Raw genomic sequence first — 23,444 nt, forward strand, 5'->3', positions numbered from 1 at the left:
AGTTACACTTGAAATTGGATGTGAAGGGTCGGAATGGATGATGTCGCGGAGACCCTTTGCATCTTTTATTATTTCTAATTGATAATTACATCTTATCAACTTATCGAAAAACTACCAGAGATTGAAAGGGAATTTACTTAATTGTGAATTATAATATTTTACATTACCCGTAACTTCTTCAGCTAACCAATCAGGTTTTTTGAAATTTTCATTCTCAGAACTCAGTTCTATTTCAGCAACTGTCAATCCTAAATTATCGCCGTAAAACTCATCTACTTCATATGTATGCTGCCCTACTGAAATTTCGTACCTGCTTTTTTCTAAAATGCCTTTTTCACATAATTTCATTAAACTTTCTGCCTCATCGACTGGAATTTCTTTTTCCCATTCAAAACGTGATGTACCTGTTTCATTTGATTTACCCTTAACAGTAATGAAGCCTATATCACCTCTAATTCTAACCCTAACCGTTCTATTTGGATCCGTATTTAAAAAACCCTGAACAATTCGCGTTTTAGAACTTGCAACTGATTTATAATCATCAGATTTTACCAAAAACTTGCGCTCTATTTCTATCATATGAATGGTTAAAACTACTATCTATAAACTAAGATAAGTCTTAAATTTGCTTATGCCCAATGAAATGCCTCTTCGTAAAATTATTCATGTTGATATGGATGCGTTTTATGCATCTGTAGAAGAATTGGATAACCCAGATTTAAAAGGGAAGCCTTTGGCTGTAGGTGGTAGTGAAAAAAGAGGTGTCGTTTCGGCAGCCAATTATGAAGCCCGTAAATTTGGTGTACGTAGTGCCATGAGCGGATTTATGGCCAAGAAAAACTGTCCGCAGTTAACTTTTGTAAAACCAAGATTTGAACGTTATAAAGAAATCTCAAAAATAATACGTTCTATATTTTTTGAATATACCGATCTGGTTGAGCCCCTTTCTCTTGACGAAGCTTATTTAGATGTTACAATCAACAAAAAGGGCAACCCTTCGGCAACTATGCTTGCCGCTGAAATACGACAACGTATTTTAGAAAAAACAGGCTTAAACGCATCCGCAGGTATATCTATCAATAAGTTTATTGCCAAAATCGCCAGTGATATCAACAAGCCTAACGGACAAAAAACGGTCAACCCAGAAGAGGTAATTCCTTTTTTAGAAGAATTAGATATTAGAAAGTTTTACGGCGTGGGTAAGGTTACTGCCGAAAAAATGTACAAGCTGGGCATTTTTACCGGTAATGACCTAAAGAAGAAATCAATAGAATTTCTGGCAGAAAACTTTGGCAAGAGTGGACCCTACTATTATCATGTGGTGCGTGGTATTCACAATAGTGAAGTTAAACCACATCGCATTCCTAAATCAGTTGGTGCAGAGCGTACTTTCAATGAAAACTTGAGTAGTGAGATTTTTATGCTCGAGCGTTTAGATCATATTGCCCAAGAGCTAGAAAGAAGATTGTCTAAATCTAAGGTTGCAGGTAAAACAATTACTTTGAAGATAAAGTATAGTGATTTTACGTTGAATACGAGAAGTAAAACATTACCCTATTTTATTGCAGATAAAAACTTGATTCTTGAAACGGCAAAAGATCTTTTGTATCAAGAAGAACTTCAAAACTCTGTAAGACTGCTCGGTATATCGCTTTCTAACTTAAATACCGATGATAAAACAGCTAAAAAGATTGACAATAAATCAATTTTAGTTCAATTAAATTTCGATTTCTGATGGTTAAGGCTTCATTTTTAGATTTTTAAATAAATCTCATAAATGTTAACAAAAATTAACTACGGATACTTGTACAGCAACTATTGCTAGAATAATTTTGGCTCCTTAAATGAAAAAGAGTTTTTTAAAATTTCTTATTTCTACCTGTATATTACTTTCTGGTATATACAGTCCTCTATTGGCTAACTACAATATAGGGGCCACCTCTTTTCAATCCATTCAACAATTCACAAATTCAATAGACAACAATGTAGAAACTGTTGTAGTTGATAATGATGCAGTTTTAAAAGGTACTTTAGATAATTCTGAGAAGGCGCTTGAAATTGAAGCTGTAGAAATTGGTGAAGAAGAGAGTGAACATACTTTCTATAAAAAAGATATTGAGCAGCACCAAGCAGCAATTTCTTATTACCTTTTATCAGTACTATTCTTATTCAGTTATTTTACAAATAGCAATTCACTTCAAAAGCTATTCAATTTTCTACCTACAGCAAATAGGCGCTTTGCCTTATACCAAGTATTTCGTTTATAATTTTTATTGAGCATTTGATTTTATCAAAAGTGCTCTAAACTTTCGTATTTGGCGCTTTTAACACGACCTATTGTGTCTATAAAGCACCCAAATTGCAATGCGCGTCCGCATTTCAAAATTTAAATTTTCCAATCCATTTAATATTAAAATTATGACCAAGAGATTTCTCCTGTTCGCAGTCGCTAGTGTTTTGTTTTTTTCAACAAGCTGTGAATCTAAAAAAGAAAAAAAAGAAGAACATGCTAAATTTTTAGTGACCAGTCCTATAAAAATGGACACGTCTATTACTAAAGATTATGTAAGCCAAATACATTCTATAAGGCATATTGAACTAAGAGCTCTTGAGAAAGGGTATTTGAAGGCAATTCACGTTGATGAGGGTCAAGAGGTTAAAAAGGGGCAAAAAATGTTCAATATTATGCCTAATATATATCAAGCAGATTTACAAAAAGCAAGCGCCGAATCTAAGGTTGCCGAAATAGAGTTACAAAATACCCAATTATTGGCAGATGGTAATGTAGTTTCTAAAAATGAACTTGCTATGGCCAAAGCTAATTTAGATAAAGCAAATGCAGAAGTTTCTTTAGCACAGACCCATTTAGGTTTTACAAGTATTCGCGCTCCTTTTGATGGCATTATGGACCATTTACATGTTAGAGAAGGTAGCCTTTTAGATGAAGGTGAACTATTGACCACATTATCGGACAACTCTAAAATGTGGGTGTATTTTAATGTTCCAGAAGCCGAATATTTAGATTATATCATTAGCAGCGATAAAGACGTAAAAAAAGAAGTAGGTCTTTTATTGGCTAACAATAAAGAGTTTAATCAAAAAGGAATTGTTGAAACTATCGAAGGAGAGTTTAATAACGAAACTGGAAACATTGCTTTCAGAGCAACTTTTCCTAATCCAGATAAAATACTTAGACATGGTGAGACCGGTAGTGTTTTAATGACCATACCTTTTAAAGATGCACTGATTATTCCTCAAAAAGCAACATTCGAAATTTTAGACAAAAAGTTTGTTTTTGTTGTTGATCAAAACAATGTTGTAAAACAACGCGAAATATTTATTGGTGGCGAAATGCCAAATCTTTTTGTAGTAACCAAAGGCTTAACTGAAAAAGATAAAATTATTCTTGATGGTATACGCATGGTTAAAGACAACCAACAAATAGAATCTGAATTTATTTCCCCTAAGAAGGTTTTATCAAGTTTAGATCTATACACAGAATAACCATATAATACAAATACAAAAAAAATGTTCAAGAGATTTATACATAGACCAGTATTGGCTATCGTAATTTCGGTAATTATAGTTTTTACAGGGTTATTGGCAATAAAGCAATTACCAATTTCCCAGTTTCCTGAAATTGCCCCTACTACGGTAAACATATTTATTGCTTACCCTGGTGCAAGTGCAGACGTGCTTATTAATTCGACTATTATTCCTTTAGAAACTGCCATAAACGGTGTACAAGGTATGCGTTACGTAGCCTCTGATGCTACAAGTGCCGGTGAAGGAACATTACGTATTATTTTCGAACCTGGTACAGATCCCGATCAAGCAGTTGTTAGGGTAAAGACCAGAGTAGATCAAGTAATGCCAAACTTACCTGAGTTAGTACAAATGGAAGGGGTAGTAATAACCCCTGTACAACCCAGTATGTTAATGTACGTGAACTTGTATAGTAATAATGAAGCCGACAATGAGCTTTTTCTTTACAACTATGCATACACTAAAATTGTACCTGAAATTCAACGTATCGATGGTATTGCAAGTGCCCAAATTTTAGGTAGTAGAAAATATGCAATGCGTGTTTGGTTAAAACCTGACCGTATGCGTGCTTATAATGTGTCTGCCGAAGAGGTTATGGAAGCTATGCAAGAACAGAGCATAATTGCCAGACCGGGTAGACTAGGTGGTAGTTCTGGTAAAAAATCGCAATCATTAGAATATGTGCTTACCTATGAAGGTCGTTATAATGAACCTGAGCAATATGAAAATATTATTGTTAGAGCTAATGAAGAGGGCGAAATTCTAAAATTAAAAGATATTGCCGAGGTAGAATTAGGTAGCGAATTTTTTGATATTTATTCCAACTTAGACGGTCACCCTTCTGCTTCTATGATTCTTAAACAAACGGTAGGTAGTAACGGTAAAGATGTTATCGATGCGGTTAAGGTAAAGTTAGAGGAACTAAAAGTGAATTTGCCCCCTGGCTTAGACTACAAAGTAAGTTATGATGTTTCTAACTTCTTAGATGCCTCTATTGAAAAGGTATTACATACTTTAAGAGATGCCTTTATTTTGGTGGCTATAGTGGTGTTCCTATTTTTAGGAGATTGGCGCTCCACTTTAATACCTATTATTGCGGTACCGGTTTCTTTAATCGGCTCATTCTTTGTAATGCAAATGTTCGGGTTGTCTATAAACCTAATTACGCTATTTGCTTTGGTACTAGCTATTGGTATTGTGGTCGATAACGCCATTGTGGTGGTCGAGGCGGTCCACGTAAAAATGGAAGAGAAAAACCTCTCCCCTTACAAAGCTTCTTCAGAGGTATTAGGCGAAATTGGTGGTGCAATCGTAGCTATAACATTGGTTATGGTATCGGTATTTATCCCTATTTCATTTATGTCAGGTCCAGTTGGTGTTTTTTACAGACAATTCTCTATTACCATGGCTGGATCAATTGTAATCTCTGCAATTGTTGCCTTAACCCTTACTCCTGTTCTATGTGCTATGATGTTGAAAAACAATCATGGTAAGGAAAAACGGAAATCTCCGATTGATAAATTTATAAACTGGTTCAATAATGGCTTTGAGCGTTTAACCGGAAGCTATGTTAAACTATTAAATAAAATTGTAGCAAGACGCGTAGTTACTTTTGGTATTCTTATTGCTTTTTGTGTTGGTATTTTTATTACTAATAAAACGCTGCCTGCTGGTTTTATACCGAACGAAGATCAAGGTATGATCTATGCGATTATTCAAACTCCGCCAGGTGCAACTTTAGAGCGTACAAATGATGTAGCCAGAAAACTGCAGAAAATTTGCGAAGAAATGGAAGGGGTAGAATCAGTGTCTTCTTTAGCTGGTTATGAAATTATGACAGAAGGTAGGGGCTCAAATGCTGGTACTTGCTTAATTAACTTAAAACCATGGTCTGACCGTGAACATTCTGTTCACGAAATTATGGAAGAATTAGAGGAAGAAACAAAAGACTTAGGAGCGGTAATTGAATATTTTGAACCTCCTGCAGTACCTGGTTTTGGTTCTTCTGGCGGATTCTCTATGCGATTACTGGATAAAACTGAAAACACAGATTATCATGTTTTCGAAAAAATCAACAACCATTTTATGAAAGCTCTTGGCGAGCGTGAAGAACTAACCGGATTATTTACGTTTTACTCTGCCAATTACCCACAATACGAACTGAAAATTAATAACCAGATTGCTATGCAAAAAGGTGTTAGTATAGGTAAAGCAATGGAGAACCTAAACATACTCATAGGTAGTACTTATGAGCAAGGTTTCATTCGTTTTGGTAGGTTCTTTAAAGTATATACCCAAGCAGCGCCTGAGTATAGAGCGCTACCTTCTGATCTAGAAAAATTATTTGTAAAAAATGAAGAAGGTGAAATGGTACCCTATTCAGCGTTTATGACTATGGAAAAGAAATTGGGACCAAACGAGATTACTAGATATAACCTTTATAACTCTGCAGCTATAAACGGCTTACCTGCAACAGGTTTTACAACTGGTGATGCCATTACAGCTATTAAAGAAGTAGCCAAAGAAACTCTACCAAGTGGTTATGATATTGCTTGGGAAGGATTGTCGTATGACGAGGCTAGTAGAGGAAATGAATCTCTTTACATTTTTATCGTAGTATTGATTTTCGTTTATTTCGTGCTTGCTGCTCAATACGAAAGTTTTCTACTTCCATTTGCAGTAATTCTTTCTTTACCCGTTGGTATTTTTGGCTCTTTCTTATTACTAAAATTGACAGGGTTGGCAAACGATGTATACGCCCAAATTGGTGTTATTATGCTCGTAGGTCTTCTTGGTAAAAATGCGGTTTTAATTGTTGAATTTGCTGTTCAAAAACAACGACAAGGTGCGACAGTTTTAGAAGCTGCCATCGAAGGATCGAGAGCAAGGTTTAGACCAATTCTAATGACCTCGTTTGCATTTATCGCCGGGTTAATTCCATTAGTTATAGCGTCTGGTGCTGGTGCTATTGGTAACCGCACCATCGGTGGGTCTGCTCTTGGTGGTATGCTTATAGGTACAATTTTCGGAGTTATTATAATTCCTGGTCTGTATTTTGTATTCGCAAAACTTGCCGAAGGTAGAGGTCTAATTAAAGACGAATCATTTGAACCGGTTTCTGAAGAATTCATGAGAGCGAGTGAAGGAGACACCAAGGTCAATCAGTCTATAAAAGAACTAAAACAAATGATTAAAAAACTAACCAAAAAACAAGAAGATGATCAAAATTAAAAAAACCATGAAGCATGGAAAGCTACTTTTGGTGGTTCTTATTAATGTAGGTTTATTCTATTCATGCGTACCTACTAAAGATTTGAAAGTGGCGAATACGACTACGCCATCAAAGTATGTTGATCAAGCAACAGATTCAACAAATAGCGCCCAATTAAAATGGAAGGATTTCTTTAAAGATAAATACCTGATAAAATTGATTGATACCGCATTAACTAATAACCAAGAACTACGTATTATGATGCAGCAGATCGACGTTGCACAAAACGAGGTTAAAGCTAGAAAGGGAGAATACCTGCCTTTTATATCTTATGGTGCTGGTGCTGAAGTCGAAAAAGTGGGTGAATTTACCCGTAACGGTGCTGTAGAAAAGAGTTTGGATATTAAAGATGGTGAAGAGTTTCCTGAGCCTTTAACCGATTACTCTGCTGGACTTTTTGCTACTTGGGAGTTAGATGTTTGGAAAAAACTTCGCAACTCTAAAAAAGCAGCTGCTCTAGAATATCTATCGACCATCGAAGGTAAAAACTTTATGGTGACTAGATTAATTGCTGAAATTGCAGATTCGTATTATGAGCTTATTGCATTAGACAATCAATTGGCATTTATAGAGCAAAATCTTGAACTACAAGGCAATGCGCTGATAATGGTTCGCTTGCAAAAAGAGGCTGCAAGAGCGACAGAACTTGCCGTAAAAAGATTTGAGGCAGAGGTGCTAAAGAATCAAAGCTACAAGTATGAAGTACAGCAAGAAATTGTTGAAATGGAAAACAAATTAAATTTCTTGATCGGTCGTCAACCTCAGCTAATTGCCCGTAATTCTGAAGGGTTTATTGAAACCGAAATGGATACAATTTATGCAGGTTTACCTTCTCAACTTCTTCTTAATAGACCCGATATTAAACAAGCTGAATATGAATTAGAAGCAGCGAAATTAAATATCAAAGTGGCAAGAGCCAACTTTTACCCTTCAATTGGGTTGAAAGCGGGTATAGGTCTTCAAGCTTTCAAACCTAAATACTTAACCGAGACTCCGGCATCTTTAATATATAGTGCGGTTGGCGATATAGTAGGTCCTCTTATCAATAGAAATGCGATTAAAGCAGATTATAACACCGCAAATTCTAAACAGATACAAGCCGTATACGAATACGAAAAAGCACTTTTGAGCGGATACATAGAGGTGGTTAATCAACTGTCTAAAATGGAAAACCTAAAGCAAAGTTATACCCTTAAGGAAAACCAAGTAAAAGCATTGACCGAATCTATTGATCTGTCTACACGATTATTTCAATCTGCAAGAATTGAATATATTGAAGTATTGCTTACACAACGTGAAGCTTTAGAATCTAAAATGGAATTGGTCGAAACCAAGAAAGATCAACTAATGGCAAGGGTAAATGTTTACCAAGCTTTAGGTGGCGGTTGGAATTAATTTTTAGCACATAACGCACCTATTTTAAACCCTAATAGAATTAATTTCTATTAGGGTTTTTCTTTATGTTCAGGTATTTACGATAGAAATATCATTATTTGTGTTCAACTTTTTAATGCCTTTTTTAAAGTTTAACGAAAGAAGACTTAAACATTTACATGAATCATCTCTTAAAATTATAAGTGTCATTGGTAATTTTTATAGTTTTATAGCAAATTGCTATGAAAAAGAAATTTTAATTATCTCTAAACTACACAGAATGATAGATTTAAAAAATTACGACAATGCCGTAATTAAGTTTAGAAAAAGCTTAAACTTTACTATGTTGCCTGTTCTTTCTTGGGACTTTTACGCTTCTAATTATGAAGACATAAAACGTACTGAAGAAGATGCTGCTCTACTATTAAACTTAGTTTCTACAAATTCATGGAATATTGACACCAATATTTTAGATGAAAAATTAAAAGCTAACAAGAATGTTGTTGTGGTAACTGATGCAAAATTAAACATTGTTTTTGCTACTAAGAACATGTGGAATATGAGTCAATACCATCCTGAAGAAGTAATAGGAAAAAGTCCGAAAATGTTTCAGGGAAATTTGACATCCAAATCGACTTTGAAAATAGTTTCTGATGCGGTTAATCAGAAAAAACCTTTTGAGGTTACTGTAGTAAACTACCGAAAAGATGGCTCAACTTATAATTGTTGGATTCAAGGGGAACCTATATTCGATAAAAATGGAGCTTTTGTTAACTTTATCGCATTTGAAAAAGAGGTCGCTTAAGTATTTTACTTTAAAGCATAAAAAAGGGTCGCTAAATAGCGACCCTTTTTATTTATAATAGATAATCTGACTAAATATCGCCAGACTCAATTTCACTAACTCTTAATGTATTTACCATTCCCTTATCTTTAATAGGCATGGCGGCAAGACTAATGATCATATCACCAACTTGTAAATATCCTTTATTGAAAGCGATACGGTTTACATCATCGACAGTATCATCGGTAGATACAAACTTATCATAGTAAAAAGCTTTTACGCCCCAAAGTAAATTCAATTGCGTAAGTATTCTTTTGTTCGATGTAAACACAAGAATATGCGCACTTGGTCTCCATGCAGAGATTTGAAATGCAGTGTACCCACTATTTGTTAAAGTAGAAATTGCTTTCGCTTTAATATCGGTCGCCATTGTAGCGGCATGGTAACATATAGATTTTGTAATAAATCTCTTGGTACGAATATGTGGTGGATCATGTGGTACATGTATTAGATCTGAACCTTCTACACTTTGTAAAATACTTGTCATTTTTTCAATAACCTGTACTGGGTAATTTCCAACAGAGGTTTCACCAGATAACATTACGGCATCAGCACCATCCATAACAGAGTTTGCTACATCATTTACTTCTGCTCTAGTTGGTGTAAGGCTAGTAATCATGGTCTCCATCATTTGGGTAGCAATAATTACCGGTATTCTAGCTTTCTTAGCTTTTAAAACTAATTGCTTTTGAATTAATGGTACTTCATGAGCAGGAACCTCAACACCTAAATCTCCACGGGCAACCATTAAACCATCACAGTAAGCAACAATTTTATCGATATTTTCTACAGCCTCTGGCTTTTCAATTTTAGCAATAATCGGAATTTTGTGATTCGAGTGTTTACTAATGATGTTCTGTAGGTCAATTAAATCTTGGCTAAAACGTACAAAAGAAAGCGCAATCCAATCCACCTCTAACGAGATAGCGAATTCAGCATCCTTAATATCCTTTTTAGTTAGTGCAGGTAAAGAAATATTTGTATTCGGAAGGTTTACACCTTTTTTAGATTTTAATGGTCCGCCTTGTATAACCTTGGCTAAAACCTCATCAACACCATTTGTCGTTACTACTTCGAACATTAATTTACCATCATCTAAAAGAATACGCTCCCCAGCTTTTACATCTCTAGGAAATTCTTTATAGTTCATGTAAACACGTTTTGCAGTACCTTCAAATGGTTCGCCAGTTACGAATGTAATTTCGTCTCCCGGACTTACCACTACATCACCTGCCATTACACCTACGCGTAATTTTGGTCCTTGTAAATCTGCTAGTATGGATGTGTTGGTGTCCATTTCGGCGTTTAATTCACGTATCATGGCTACACGCTCTTTAACATCGGCGTAATCGGCGTGAGAGAAGTTAATTCTGAATACATCTACTCCTGCATCAATCATGCTCCTGAGTACCTCTTTCTTGCTAGTTGCAGGCCCTAATGTGGCTACAATTTTCGTCTTTTTTACAGTTGGCATATTTAAAAAATTAGATTGTTCTTTGATTTTAGTTTGTCAGTACTTATTTCATAAGCTGCCATAATTCTTGGCAACATTAATATGTTCTTTATTAAGGAATTTGTATCAAAATCCTTTTCAGTTTCTATTTTTAATAGATAGTCAACATCTTTATACTCAGGTAATAACCTGGGTCGTTTATATGTTGTTTCGTTCTTAAATAAATCATCGTGAGTAACGAGTTCTTTATCACTGCTATGGTTGGCTATTAATACCCAATACATATCATTAAACTCATCATCCCATTCAAAAATTGGAAACGATTTATTTTCAGCAAGATTAAAATTCTTTTTCGCTCTTACAAATTTTGCCTTTATGCTTTGGTTTAACCCGTAGGCCAAAGAAAAATCTTCTAAGGTAGTGTGTAAAGCTATAAGGCTAAAAGATTCATCGTAAAAATCATCATTTATTTTGTAAGTAGTAGCCATACTTCAATAAAAGGGCAAATATAAAGCTTCTAAGCCTTAATGCCTAGTTACATAAATTGATAAAAACACTTTAAAAGTTATTAAAATGTTAGCATTTTATCATTTTTACAAATGATTAATTGCCCATTTTGTCCTGCAGAGCAAAAAATGCTCTTTTAGAAGCCCTTTCTTCTGCTTTTTTCTTTGATGTTGCCCTAGCTTTTGCAACCACATTACCACCAATTGAGAGTTTCACGGCAAAATGTTTTAAGGGGTCGTTGCCAGTATCTTCGTATACATCAAAATCAAAAGACTTCTTTTTCTTTTGACACCATTCGATCACCAAACTCTTATAACTTATAACCCTACCTTCTAATTGTTCAATGTCAACATAAGGCTCAACTACTCTTTTGTGAATGAATTTCTCGCAATAATTATAACCACGATCTAAATAAATCGCCCCAACCAATGCTTCAAAAACATTACCATGTATGTTTTGACCAAAGTGAGATTTAGGTATTCTGCTTTCTACATAATTTATTAAACCCAAATCTTTACCTAGCTCGTTTAAATGCTCTCTACTTACAATTTTAGATCGCATTTTGGTCAAATACCCTTCGTCACCTTCTGGTACTTCGCTGTATAAATGTTTAGAAATTATAGTACCTAGCATAGAATCACCTAAGAATTCTAACCGCTCGTAATTCATGGCATTACCTTTATCATCCTTTTTATTCATTGACCTATGAAGAAAGGCTTTTTTATAATAGGATAAGGTTTTAGGCTTGAAACCTAAAATTTTGGTTATTCCCAAAAAAAAATCCCCATCCTCTTTTGGATGGGAATTAAATAAGTTTGTGGGAAATGACATAAAACTAATTAATCGATTTTTTTAAAAACCACACATGCATTGTGCCCACCAAAACCAAATGTATTGCTCATCGCAACTGTTACATCTCGTTTTTGAGCTTTATTCAATGTAAGGTTTAAACTAGGATCTATATTTTCATCTACCGTGGTATGGTTTATAGTTGGTGGTACTATACCATGTTCCATTGCCAAAATCGATGCAATCGCTTCAATAGCGCCGGCTGCACCTAACAAGTGACCGGTCATTGATTTTGTAGAATTAATATTTATATTCTTGGCATGCTCACCAAATACTTTGGTAATCGCCTTAAGTTCTGCAACATCACCTAATGGTGTAGATGTACCATGTGTGTTAATAGCATCAACATCTTCTATCGATAGGCCTGCATCTCTTAAACAGTTTTCCATAACACGAACCACGCCAATCCCATCTGGGTGTGGTGCTGTCATATGGTAAGCATCACTTGACATACCCCCACCTGCTACTTCTGCATATATTTTTGCTCCTCTTGCTATTGCATGTTCATATTCTTCAAGAACTAATGCCCCTGCTCCTTCCCCTAATACAAAACCATCTCTGGTTGCATCAAAAGGTCTTGAAGCTGTTTCTGGACTCTCATTTCTTGTAGATAATGCATGCATTGCCCCGAAACCACCCATACCTGCAATTGTTACGGCCGCTTCGCTACCACCTGTAACAATGACATCGCAATGACCCAAACGTATATAGTTTAAGGCATCTATCATCGCATTCGCCGAAGAGGCACATGCTGAAACAGTTGTGTAATTAGGACCCATAAAACCATGTTTTATAGATATGTTTCCTGGTGCTATATCAGCAATCATCTTTGGTATAAAGAATGGATTGAATCTTGGTGTACCATCACCATTGGCAAAATTCATGACCTCGTTCTGGAAAGTTTCCAATCCTCCGATGCCTGCTCCCCAAATAACTCCAACACGAAATTTATCGACTTTTTCTAAATCTAATTTAGAATCAAGAATAGCTTCATCTGAAGATACAAGTGCGTATTGTGCAAATCTATCGAGTTTACGGCCTTCTTTTCTATCAAAATGATCTTCGATGTTGTAATTCTTCAGCTCGCATGCGAACTTTACTTTGAATTTTTCTGTATCGTAATAAGTAATTGGCGCTGCTCCACTTTTACCGTTGACCAATGCATTCCAATACTCTTCAATATTATTACCTATTGGGGTAAGTGCCCCCAAACCTGTAACTACAACTCGCTTTAACTGCATTTAACTTCTTATTTGTTTAAATCTAAACCAAGCGTAAATTAAAAAAAATTATCCATGCGGAGCATTTACCACATGGATAATTTGAATTCTATTCAAGAAAACATGTTTTACTTCGCTTCTTCTATATAGCTGATGGCTTGACCAACAGTCGCGATATTCTCAGCTTGATCGTCTGGAATTTGAATATCAAATTCTTTTTCGAATTCCATTATCAACTCTACCGTGTCTAATGAATCTGCGCCTAAATCGTTGGTAAAGCTAGCTTCCGTTACCACTTCGTTTTCATCAACTCCTAATTTATCAACGATGATAGCTTTAACTCTTGATGCAATGTCTGACATAATAATATTTGTTTTAAAAATTTAAATTGAAGGCAAAAATAAAAAACTTTGGTTTAATTACACTAATTGTCGTTAAAATGTATGGTAATTTAATAAAATTAAAGACATGTGCTGTAATTTTACCAAAATTAATATATCGTTTCGGTAACGTTGAAAAAAGATATTAAAAAGAAGTGAGGTATTAGAACTATAAATGATAATCGTTTTTTTCTAAATTCTGACAAGCTTTTTAGTTGCTTTTTATGCCAAATTTAATTTCATTGTTCGCTCTCTTAAAAAGACCACTTCTATTGAAAACCAAAAAAATTATTCTTTTTGCCTCCGGTTCTGGATCTAATGTTGAAAACATTGCCAATTATTTTAAACTCCGCAATGATGTTACTATATGCTGTGTACTAACTAACAAAAGCGATGCCAAAGTCATCGAAAGGTGTAACAGACTTGAAATTAATGCGCTATTTTTTAATCGTCAAGCTTTCTCTAAAAGCGACTTTATTTTAAATATGTTGCAGTCTCTAGAACCAGACCTAATAGTATTGGCTGGATTTTTATGGAAAATACCCGAAGCAATCACCAATGCCTTCCCCAATAAAATAGTCAACATTCACCCAGCACTTTTACCTAAGTATGGCGGTAAAGGCATGTACGGAATGCATGTACATACTGCCGTAAAGGAACATAATGAAACAAAAACCGGTATTACCATACATTATGTAAATGCCCATTATGATGAAGGTGCCATAATCGAACAAGTAAAAGTTAGCGTCGATAAGAATGACACGGCACATGAAATCGCAGCAAAAGTTCATCAATTAGAATATGAATACTTTCCTAAAGTTATTGACGAACTACTATTAAAACAGTAATGGCAAAAAAAGGAAAATTTTATGTCGTCTGGAAAGGCAAACAACCAGGTATTTACGATTCATGGGCAGCTTGCAAAAAAACTATTGCAGGCTACGCTGGTGCCGAATACAAATCTTTCGAGTCTTTTGATATGGCCAAAAAGGCATATAATGGTTCTTATACAGATTTTAAAGGAAAGAAGAAAACTGGCTCCGCACTGTCAAAAGATGAGCTAATACGAATAGGACAACCTAATTACCATTCCATTTCTGTTGATGCAGCATCAAGTGGAAACCCGGGGGTAATGGAATACCAAGGTGTAGATACCAAAACGGGTAAAAAATTGTTTCGACAAGGTCCTTTTCCGCAAGGCACAAATAATATTGGGGAGTTTTTAGCCATAGTACACGGACTAGCATTTTTAAAAGAACGAAATAGTGATCGTATTATCTATACAGACTCTAGAACTGCAATGAGCTGGGTTCGTAAAAAGAACTGCAATACAAAACTAGCGGTATCTGCCAAAAACAAAAATCTTTTTGAGCTTATTGATAGAGCGGTAGACTGGCTAAAGAAAAATCAATATTCAACGGTAGTGGTAAAATGGGAAACAAAAGCTTGGGGAGAAATTCCTGCTGATTTTGGTAGGAAATAAATTTATTTAAAAATCTTTCTATTTCTCTATATTTTTTGGTTTTTCACTTTGAATGAATTTTTCTAAATCCCCTATCTTATTTTTCACAAAACACCTCCAATCAGTAGTTTGACTCATACCCAAATTTTCTAATTTTTTTACATACCAATCTGTCGAACCAAAATACACCATATTATAGAAATCTTCATATTTAACATTTTCAGTCCAAATATCACTAATATTATTTATAGTTTGTTCTTTATTAAGCTTAAGTGATTTATCATACCATTTGTATCTATAAATTAAATCTAAATCAAGAAGAATTTCTATAATTCTTAAAACATCTAATTTAACTTCTAGACTATCAAAATTATTATAACCTAAATTATGTATAAAATCAAGCAATAATTCATTTGAATTGGGACAAAAAACATCTATATGATTTGAAATATAATCACTAATTGTTTTCATGATTTAGAAAATTTTAAAACAAAATTATTAGAATTCAACAGCTTTTGAAAATTAAAACTTACTGTTGCATCAAATCCCGAACTGGACACAGTTCTAAATGTAATAAAATTTTTATTACCCATATTTGCAACAATTGTACCCTCTGCACTTGTAGTGCTCAATAATTTATTTTTAGTCATTGCTTTAAAAATTTCCCTAGCATTTATTAAAGGATTCTTTGTCTGAATAATAATAGTAGAATAGCTTATCTCACGACATATTTTAGTAAATCAAAATCGTATATTTGCAGCTTAAATTTTTACAATTTTATGGGTAAGCTTTTAATAGTCGGTACTGTAGCTTTTGATGCAATAGAAACTCCTTTCGGTAAAACAGACAAAATACTAGGTGGCGCTGCTACTTATATTGGTTTAGCAGCATCTCAATTTGATGTTGATTCTGCCATTATATCTATAGTTGGTGACGATTTGCCACAAGAATATTTAGATCTTTTAACCGATAGAGGTATTGATATTTCTGCTATAGAAATTGTAAAAGGTGGCAAAACATTCTTTTGGAAAGGCAAATACCATAACGATTTAAATTCAAGAGATACATTAGCTACTGAATTAAACACTCTAGAAGATTTCAACCCTGTAGTTCCTGAAGATTATATTGATGCCGATGTAGTAATGTTAGGCAATCTTCACCCAATGGTACAATTGAGTGTAATTAATCAGATGAAAAAACGACCAAAGTTAATCATATTGGACACCATGAATTTTTGGATGGACAATGCTCTGAACGATTTAATGGAAGTCATTAAGCATATAGATGTTTTAACTATCAACGATGAAGAAGCTAGACAATTAACTGGTGAATACTCTTTAGTAAAGGCAGCACAGAAGATTTTTACGATGGGACCTAAATATGTGGTCATTAAAAAAGGAGAACATGGCGCTCTGTTATTTAACGAAGACCAAGTATTCTTTGCACCAGCATTGCCATTAGAAGAAGTGTTTGATCCAACAGGTGCAGGTGATACATTTGCTGGTGGTTTTTCAGGCTACTTAGCAGCTAGTGATGATAGTTCTTTTGAGAATATGAAAAAGGCAATTATTCACGGAAGCAATTTAGCTTCCTTTAGTGTTGAGAAATTCGGAGCCGAAAGAATGATTCATTTAGAACGCAAAGAAATTAGAAAGAGACTGCATCAGTTTAAAAAGCTGACTCAGTTTGACATAGAATTACAATAACCCCCTAGCCCCAAATATTTGGGGTTTTTTTAATACCAAAAGCAATGAGTGACGCAATTAAGCATGAGTGTGGTATTTCTGTAATACGGTTATTAAAACCATTAGAGTATTACAAGGAAAAGTATGGAACAGCATTTTATGGTGTAAATAAAATGTATCTAATGATGGAAAAACAGCACAATCGCGGTCAAGATGGTGCAGGTTTTGCCAGTATTAAATTAGATGTAAAAGCAGGGGAACGTTATATGAGCCGTGTACGCTCATGTCAACAACAACCTATACAAGATATCTTTGCCCAGATAAACGATCGTATCAATTCGGAGCTGAAAGAGCACCCGGAGTATGAAGATGATGTGGCTTTGCAAAAAAAGCATATTCCTTATATTGGTGAATTACTTTTAGGGCATGTACGTTATGGTACTTTTGGTAAAAATAGCATCGAAAGTGTTCACCCGTTTATAAGACAGAATAACTGGATGCACCGTAACCTTATTGTTGCCGGTAACTTTAACATGACCAATGTTCATGAACTGTTCGATAACTTAATTCAGATAGGGCAACATCCAAAGGAAATGGCAGATACCGTTACCGTAATGGAGAAAATAGGTCACTTTCTTGATGATGCGGTCGCCAAACTATACAAGCAAATTAAAAAAGAAGGGTATACCAAACAAGAAGCATCACCACTTATTGCCGAACGTTTAAAAGTGTATAAAATTCTTAGAAGGGCTGCCAAAAATTTTGATGGTGGTTATGCTATGGCCGGCTTATTAGGTCATGGTGATGCCTTTGTATTAAGAGATCCAAGCGGTATTAGACCTGCTTACTACTATAGAGATGATGAAGTTGTCGTAGTAGCATCAGAAAGACCTGCTATACAGACCGTATTCAACGTACCTTATGAAGAGGTAAAAGAATTGGATCCAGGTTCAGCAATCATTATTAAAAAGAACGGTACTAGTGACATTAAACAAATACTAGAACCAAAAGAGCGTAAGGCATGTTCTTTTGAGCGTATCTATTTCTCTAGAGGTAGCGATAAAGAAATCTACCAAGAGCGTAAGGCTTTAGGCAAATTGGTTTTCCCTCAAATATTAGAAGCTATTGATGAGGATATCAAGAATACGGTATTCTCTTACATACCTAATACCGCAGAAACTTCTTTCTACGGAATGGTTAAAGAAGCTCAAAATTACTTGAACAAGAAAAAGGAAGAGCAAATACTGGCTTTAGGTACAGGTATTACAGGTGAACAATTACATGAGATACTAGATGTTCGCCCAAGAATTGAGAAAGTTGCCATTAAAGATGCTAAGCTAAGAACCTTCATTACTCAAGATAGTAGTAGAGATGATTTGGTAGCGCATGTTTATGACATTTCTTATGGATCTGTAAATGAAGGTGATAACCTTGTCATAATAGATGATAGTATTGTTCGCGGTACCACACTTAAAAAGAGCATTCTTAGAATACTTGATAGATTATCGCCTAAAAAGATAATAGTGGTATCATCGGCTCCACAAATTAGATATCCTGATTGTTATGGTATCGATATGGCAAAATTGGAAGATTTTATTGCTTTCAAAGCTGCTTTAGCATTACATGAAGATCATAACTCAATGCATATCGTAGATGAAATCTACAAAAAATGTCTAACTCAGGTAAATACACACGATAAAGATGTTATTAACTATGTGAAAGAATTTTATGCTCCTTTTACCGCAAAAGAGATTTCTAAGAAAACAGGAGAACTTTTGAGTCCTGATGGAATTAAAGCCGAGGTTTCTATTATTTATCAGACTATTGAGAGCTTACACGAAGCTTGTCCTAAAAACTTAGGCGATTGGTACTTTACAGGAAATTACCCAACCCCGGGCGGAAACAGAGTAGTAAATAGAGCATTTATAAACTTTTACGAAGGGAATAACGAACGTGCTTATTAAATAATATTTCGATGAAATACATACTTTTTGTGCATTTCATCGACGATAATGGTCTTTTATCGATTGAATAGTCATATTGAATTAAGCAGCTCTACTTTTAAAGCTACCATAGCATAAGTAGGTTAAGTTCATGGTAAGATTTGGGGCAAAAAAGGTGGAGACTTCTCCACCTTTTTTATTTGTCATTTTTTTTCTCGCCATATAGTTGTAATCCGTTTCTTCAAAAAGCTCTCTTTAACGTTATTACGAGACGTTTAGCCAATACCTTTTATATTTCTTAACAAGCCTATTACATTTACAGAACCATAGCATAAGTAGGTTAAGTTCATGGTAAGATTTGGGGAAAAGGACGGAGCTATGCTCCGTCTTTTTATTTTACACCCATTACTAATCTCACAACAAGATAAAATCTTCTAAATTTCTAATTCTAGCAGTACACCTAAAGTTTGAGATGTTCAACTAATACCTTTTACATTTCTTAATAAGCATATTACCTTTACAGAACCATAGCATAAGTAGGTTAAGTTCATGGTAAGATTTGGGGAAAAGACGGAGCATTGCTTCGTCTTTTTATTTTTCATCCATTTTCAACTTCACAAAAGACGAATATTTCTCCTCAATTTTTCAATTCGGTAGTACAACCTAAGTTTGTGACGTACAACGAATAGCTTTTTACAATACCCCGTAAGCCTATATATTTACAGAACCATAGCATAAGTAGGTTAAGTTCATGGTAAGATTTGGGGAAAAGACGGAGCAATGCTCCGTCTTTTTATTTTATACCAATTGGGTTATAAAACATTCTGCTACCCACAACGACCAATCCCAAGAAAACATCTTTAGTTAAATAAAAGATTAATTTTTTCTTAAAAATCCTTTTTTTATTTACTCAATACCAGTAATTTAGTCTCGCCATAGCATAAGTAGGTTAAGTTTATGGTAAGATTTGGGACGAAAAGGGTGGAGACTTCTCCGCCCTTTTCTATTTTAAAACCAAAAAAAACCACCTATGAAATAATCATAAGTGGTTTCCTACAAGATAGTTAAGAGTATTTCTACACTTACTTATTTGTTACTCGCATATAATTTAGAAACTTCATCCCAGTTAATGATGTTGAAAAATGCTTCAATATAATCTGGTCTCTTGTTTTGATAATTTAGGTAATATGCATGTTCCCATACATCTAAACCTAAAATTGGCTGACCTCCACATTCCACTCCTGGCATTAATGGATTGTCTTGATTTGGTGTAGAACATACTTCTACTTTACCACCTTTATGAACACATAACCATGCCCAACCTGATCCAAATCTTGTCCCAGCCGCAGTTGTAAACTTATCTTTGAATACATCAAAAGAACCAAAAGCGCTATCAATTGCAGAAGCTAATTCACCAGTTGGCTTTCCGCCTCCGTTTGGTGATAAAATTGTCCAGAATAATGAGTGATTGTAAAATCCGCCTCCATTATTTCTAACAGCACCGTTGCTCATATCCAATTCAGTTAAGATAGCTTCTATAGACTTTCCAGCAAGGTCAGTACCTTCGATAGCAGCGTTTAACTTAGATGTATATCCTTGGTGATGTTTTGTATGATGTATTTCCATAGTCCTTGCATCGATATGAGGCTCAAGAGCATCATAGGCGTAAGACAATTTTGGTAGTTCAAAAGCCATAATTTATGTGTTTTAAGATTAATATTAATTGTCTACCAAAGTTACGGGTTTTAACATTTATATTCATGTAATAATTTGTTAAGAACTGTACAGGATTCCTTAATTTGCAGTAAAAATCAGTGTCCAGTAATTCTTTTACCATATATAATGCATCTGCCGGATCAGGTAAAACCTATGCGCTAGCCAAGGTATATCTGAAAATTATACTTGATTCTCCGCAGAATTTTAGAAAAATTTTAGCTATAACATTTACCAATAAAGCGGTAAATGAAATGAAACACAGAATATTAAATAGTCTGTTCGAGTTTTCTAAGACTACTTCTATTGAAGACGCTGCTCCTTTATTTATAGACATTATAAGCGAAACTAAGTACACTTTTGAAGAGTTGCCTGCTCTTAGTAAACTTAGATTAAAGCAGATTCTGCACAATTACGCTTTCTTCGATATTTCTACCATTGATAAATTTACACACAGACTCATAAGAACGTTTGCGAAAGATTTAAAGATTCCGCAAAATTTTGAAGTGGTGCTTGATGTAGATCTATTGTTGCAAGAAGCTGTTGAGCGTGTAATTAGTAAAGCAGGTGAAGATCCTGAGTTTACAAAAATACTTTTAGATTTTGCCTTAGAGAAAATTGAAGATGATAGAAGTTGGGATATCGCTTTCGACCTTCTTAAAATCGGTAAACTTATTTTCGATGAAAACAATGCCGAACATTTAAAGCACCTAAAAGATATAGAATTAGGCGATTTCTTAAAATTGCAAAGTCATCTTAAAAAACAAACGACAAGTTTAGAAAAAGAAATTATTGAACTTGCTACCGCTGCTCTTAATGTGATGACAGCAACGGGATTGGATTTTAAAGATTTCCCCAGGGAAACCCTACCTAATCATTTCAAAAAAATTGTAGCAGGTACCTTTGCACCAACCCAGATATACAATAATAAACTAGAGGAAAATTTAATTGATGGCAAGATTTTAAAGACCACCATAAAAGATGCTCCCGCAGATTTAGCCCCGCAACTTCTCCATTATTATCAGGGTATAAAAAAACTTATTTATAGAAGAGGATTGTTTGCCAATATCAACAGAAACATAATCCCCTTTGCGCTATTAAATGCGATTCAAAAAGAACTGAAGATTATTCAAGAGGAGAAAGACCAATTGTCTATTTCTGAATTTAATACATTGATAGCAAAAGAGATCAAGGATCAGCCTGCACCTTTTATTTATGAGCGTTTGGGCGAAAAGTATCGTCATTATTTTATTGATGAATTTCAAGATACTTCTCAAATGCAATGGGAAAACCTTATTCCTCTCATTGGTAGTGCTATGGAAGGTGAGGATGAGATTGGCAACACAGGGTCTTTATTTTTAGTAGGCGATCCAAAACAAGCTATATATAGATGGCGCGGCGGTAAGGCAGAACAATTTCTTGAATTGGCCACACACCAAACGCACCCATTTACCATACCTTCTGAACTTGTTACCCTACCTAGAAACTATAGAAGTTACGCCGAGATCATCAACTTTAATAACAACTTCTTTCAGAGTATTAGTCCGTTTTTAGAGAACGACATTTATCAAGAATTCTTTAAACTGGGCAACACACAAGAAACTAACCAGAAAATTGGTGGCTATGTCAATATATCTTTATTAGAAGAAGATACCGACGATGAATATGCGGCAAACACATTGGCAACCATTGAAAATTGCTTGGCGCAAGGGTATTCATATAGTGATATCTGTATTATTATTAGAAAAAAGAAACACGGGCTACTACTTGCAGATTTTTTAATGCAGCATAAAATTCCCGTGGTTTCTTCAGATTCACTTTTACTTAGCGAGAGCGACAAAACCATTTTTTTGGTTCAGCTTATTCGATATATGGTTCAGCCTGCAGAATTAGAGATTCAATATGAAATTTTGAAATTTCTGTCGGATGGTAAAGATGATAAACACGCCTATATCTATGAAAACTTAGGGAAACTTGATATACACCTTTTAGAAACCTACGGTTTTGATTCTTCTAAACTTAGGCAAACTTCCGTATTTGACGGTTTGGCCTATGCCATTAAAATATTCGACCTCATTCCCACTTCAGATGCTCATTTATCTGCTTTTATGGATTTGGTTTTTGATGTAGAGCAAAAATACGGCTCAGACATGCAGTCGTTTCTAGATTATTGGGACAAAAAAGGAAATTCGGCGAGTATAAGTACTCCAGAGAATATTGAGTCGGTGCAGATTATGACCATTCACAAATCTAAAGGTCTTGAGTTTCCTGTGGTTATTTTCCCCTATGCCAATTCAAACGTGTTCGAAGAGATCGACCCAAAATTATGGCTTCCTGTAAACAAAAATGAATTCCTTGGCTTTTCCGAAGTTCTTATTAATAAAAAACAAGAGGTTCAAGAATATGGCGAAATAGAGTCGCTGCTCTATGACATTGACCACCAAAAGCTACAGTTAGATGCATTTAACCTGCTATATGTGGTACTTACCAGGGCGGTGAATGCGCTATTTATAATCAGTGCCAATAATCTAGATAAAAAAGGCGACCATAACCCCAATTACTATTCGGGACTCTTTATTCACTTTCTAAAAAGTATCGGTGCATATCAACAAGATAAACTGTCGTACGACTTTGGTAATTTTGCAATAAATGAATCAAAAAACCATACGAGTACCGATCAATTGACTATACCTTATATATATACCAACAAAAATAGGCCCGATTTTAAAATACTTGCTTTAGCAGGTACCCTTTGGGACGAAGGTTTAGATGTGGCCATCAATCAAGGTAACGTTATACATTATATATTAGGTGCTATTTACACTACTAAAGATTTAGATAGAGCTGTACAAATGGCTTTACAGAAGGGATTAATTAAAGAACAGGAAGTGACCACTATTAGGAATATTGTAAAAAAAGTCATCTATCATAAAGATTTGACCCAATTTTACCAAAACGATGTTGAAGCACTAAACGAACGCGACCTATTAATGGCAGATGGTAGCGTACAAAGACCCGATAGGGTAGTACTTAAAAACCAACATGCTACGATTATAGATTACAAAACCGGTGAGCGAAACCCTAAATACCACCATCAAGTAAATACGTATGCCCAAAGTTTTTCGAATATGGGCTACACTATAGACCACAAAATCATTGTGTATATTAATACTGAAATAGAACTAGATTATATATAA

The 23,444-nt window shown here is 34.8% G+C and carries 19 protein-coding genes; 11 read left to right on the forward strand and 8 right to left on the reverse strand.

Annotated elements, in window-relative coordinates:
* Positions 1 to 111 precede the first annotated feature (111 nt).
* Entirely contained in the window at positions 112 to 579 is a 468-nt protein-coding gene (locus tag ACEN2N_RS07940) for a CYTH domain-containing protein (protein WP_441823823.1), read from the reverse strand.
* Between the two features lie 52 nt (positions 580 to 631).
* Between ACEN2N_RS07940 and dinB the strand changes: the two genes are divergently transcribed.
* The 6 genes from dinB to ACEN2N_RS07970 all read left to right on the forward strand — a co-directional run bounded on the left by dinB (position 632) and on the right by ACEN2N_RS07970 (position 8,996).
* Positions 632 to 1,735 carry a DNA polymerase IV gene (gene dinB, locus ACEN2N_RS07945; protein ID WP_441823824.1) on the forward strand — a complete coding sequence of 368 codons (1,104 nt, stop codon included), beginning with the start codon at positions 632 to 634 and terminating at the stop codon, positions 1,733 to 1,735.
* Positions 1,736 to 1,844: 109 nt separating this feature from the next.
* A complete protein-coding gene (locus ACEN2N_RS07950; protein WP_441823825.1) occupies positions 1,845 to 2,267 on the forward strand; it encodes a hypothetical protein in 423 nt (140 codons plus the stop codon).
* Positions 2,268 to 2,418: 151 nt separating this feature from the next.
* Positions 2,419 to 3,504 (forward strand): efflux RND transporter periplasmic adaptor subunit, encoded by a 1,086-nt coding sequence (locus ACEN2N_RS07955; RefSeq protein WP_441823826.1) that lies wholly within the window; start codon positions 2,419 to 2,421, stop codon positions 3,502 to 3,504.
* 24 nt (positions 3,505 to 3,528) lie between these two features.
* The gene (locus tag ACEN2N_RS07960) at positions 3,529 to 6,777 is read left to right on the forward strand and encodes an efflux RND transporter permease subunit (RefSeq protein WP_441823827.1); all 3,249 of its coding nucleotides are present in this window, start codon (positions 3,529 to 3,531) and stop codon (positions 6,775 to 6,777) included.
* Positions 6,764 to 8,212, forward strand: coding sequence for a TolC family protein (locus tag ACEN2N_RS07965; RefSeq protein WP_441823828.1), 1,449 nt, complete (start codon positions 6,764 to 6,766; stop codon positions 8,210 to 8,212). Before ACEN2N_RS07960 ends, ACEN2N_RS07965 begins: the two co-directional genes overlap by 14 nt.
* A 259-nt stretch (positions 8,213 to 8,471) precedes the next feature.
* Positions 8,472 to 8,996: a PAS domain-containing protein gene (locus ACEN2N_RS07970; protein ID WP_424003450.1), complete on the forward strand. Its 525-nt coding sequence runs from the start codon at positions 8,472 to 8,474 to the stop codon at positions 8,994 to 8,996.
* Positions 8,997 to 9,066: 70 nt separating this feature from the next.
* Here ACEN2N_RS07970 and pyk read toward each other — a convergent pair whose 3' ends face one another.
* The 5 genes from pyk to ACEN2N_RS07995 form a co-directional block, all read right to left on the reverse strand.
* A complete protein-coding gene (gene pyk / locus ACEN2N_RS07975) occupies positions 9,067 to 10,509 on the reverse strand; it encodes a pyruvate kinase (RefSeq protein ID WP_441823829.1) in 1,443 nt (480 codons plus the stop codon).
* A gap of 2 nt (positions 10,510 to 10,511) precedes the next feature.
* Complete coding sequence (locus ACEN2N_RS07980) at positions 10,512 to 10,976, reverse strand: IPExxxVDY family protein (RefSeq protein ID WP_441823830.1); 465 nt, start codon at positions 10,974 to 10,976, stop codon at positions 10,512 to 10,514.
* 115 nt (positions 10,977 to 11,091) lie between these two features.
* Positions 11,092 to 11,826 (reverse strand): ribonuclease III, encoded by a 735-nt coding sequence (gene rnc, locus ACEN2N_RS07985; protein WP_424003456.1) that lies wholly within the window; start codon positions 11,824 to 11,826, stop codon positions 11,092 to 11,094.
* A gap of 8 nt (positions 11,827 to 11,834) precedes the next feature.
* Positions 11,835 to 13,085, reverse strand: coding sequence for a beta-ketoacyl-ACP synthase II (gene fabF, locus ACEN2N_RS07990; RefSeq protein WP_441823831.1), 1,251 nt, complete (start codon positions 13,083 to 13,085; stop codon positions 11,835 to 11,837).
* A 107-nt stretch (positions 13,086 to 13,192) separates the two neighbouring features.
* The gene (locus ACEN2N_RS07995; RefSeq protein ID WP_008269813.1) at positions 13,193 to 13,426 is read right to left on the reverse strand and encodes an acyl carrier protein; all 234 of its coding nucleotides are present in this window, start codon (positions 13,424 to 13,426) and stop codon (positions 13,193 to 13,195) included.
* Positions 13,427 to 13,716: 290 nt separating this feature from the next.
* On the opposite strand from ACEN2N_RS07995, the gene purN reads away from it, so the two are divergent.
* Positions 13,717 to 14,292: a phosphoribosylglycinamide formyltransferase gene (gene purN / locus ACEN2N_RS08000; RefSeq protein ID WP_441823832.1), complete on the forward strand. Its 576-nt coding sequence runs from the start codon at positions 13,717 to 13,719 to the stop codon at positions 14,290 to 14,292.
* The gene (locus tag ACEN2N_RS08005; RefSeq protein ID WP_441823833.1) at positions 14,292 to 14,927 is read left to right on the forward strand and encodes a ribonuclease H1 domain-containing protein; all 636 of its coding nucleotides are present in this window, start codon (positions 14,292 to 14,294) and stop codon (positions 14,925 to 14,927) included. Before purN ends, ACEN2N_RS08005 begins: the two co-directional genes overlap by 1 nt.
* Before the next feature lie 18 nt (positions 14,928 to 14,945).
* On the opposite strand, the gene ACEN2N_RS08010 is transcribed toward ACEN2N_RS08005, so the two are convergent.
* Positions 14,946 to 15,377, reverse strand: coding sequence for a hypothetical protein (locus ACEN2N_RS08010; protein ID WP_441823834.1), 432 nt, complete (start codon positions 15,375 to 15,377; stop codon positions 14,946 to 14,948).
* Between the two features lie 308 nt (positions 15,378 to 15,685).
* Between ACEN2N_RS08010 and ACEN2N_RS08015 the strand changes: the two genes are divergently transcribed.
* A complete protein-coding gene (locus tag ACEN2N_RS08015) occupies positions 15,686 to 16,612 on the forward strand; it encodes a PfkB family carbohydrate kinase (RefSeq protein WP_441823835.1) in 927 nt (308 codons plus the stop codon).
* Between the two features lie 44 nt (positions 16,613 to 16,656).
* Positions 16,657 to 18,555: an amidophosphoribosyltransferase gene (locus ACEN2N_RS08020; protein WP_441823836.1), complete on the forward strand. Its 1,899-nt coding sequence runs from the start codon at positions 16,657 to 16,659 to the stop codon at positions 18,553 to 18,555.
* Between the two features lie 1,065 nt (positions 18,556 to 19,620).
* Here the strand turns inward: ACEN2N_RS08020 and ACEN2N_RS08025 are convergent.
* Positions 19,621 to 20,229 carry a superoxide dismutase gene (locus ACEN2N_RS08025; protein ID WP_441823837.1) on the reverse strand — a complete coding sequence of 203 codons (609 nt, stop codon included), beginning with the start codon at positions 20,227 to 20,229 and terminating at the stop codon, positions 19,621 to 19,623.
* A 119-nt stretch (positions 20,230 to 20,348) separates the two neighbouring features.
* On the opposite strand from ACEN2N_RS08025, the gene ACEN2N_RS08030 reads away from it, so the two are divergent.
* Positions 20,349 to 23,444, forward strand: coding sequence for a UvrD-helicase domain-containing protein (locus ACEN2N_RS08030; RefSeq protein ID WP_441823838.1), 3,096 nt, complete (start codon positions 20,349 to 20,351; stop codon positions 23,442 to 23,444).

This window comes from Maribacter spongiicola, assembly GCF_052119685.1.
GTDB classification, from domain to species: domain Bacteria; phylum Bacteroidota; class Bacteroidia; order Flavobacteriales; family Flavobacteriaceae; genus Maribacter; species Maribacter spongiicola_A.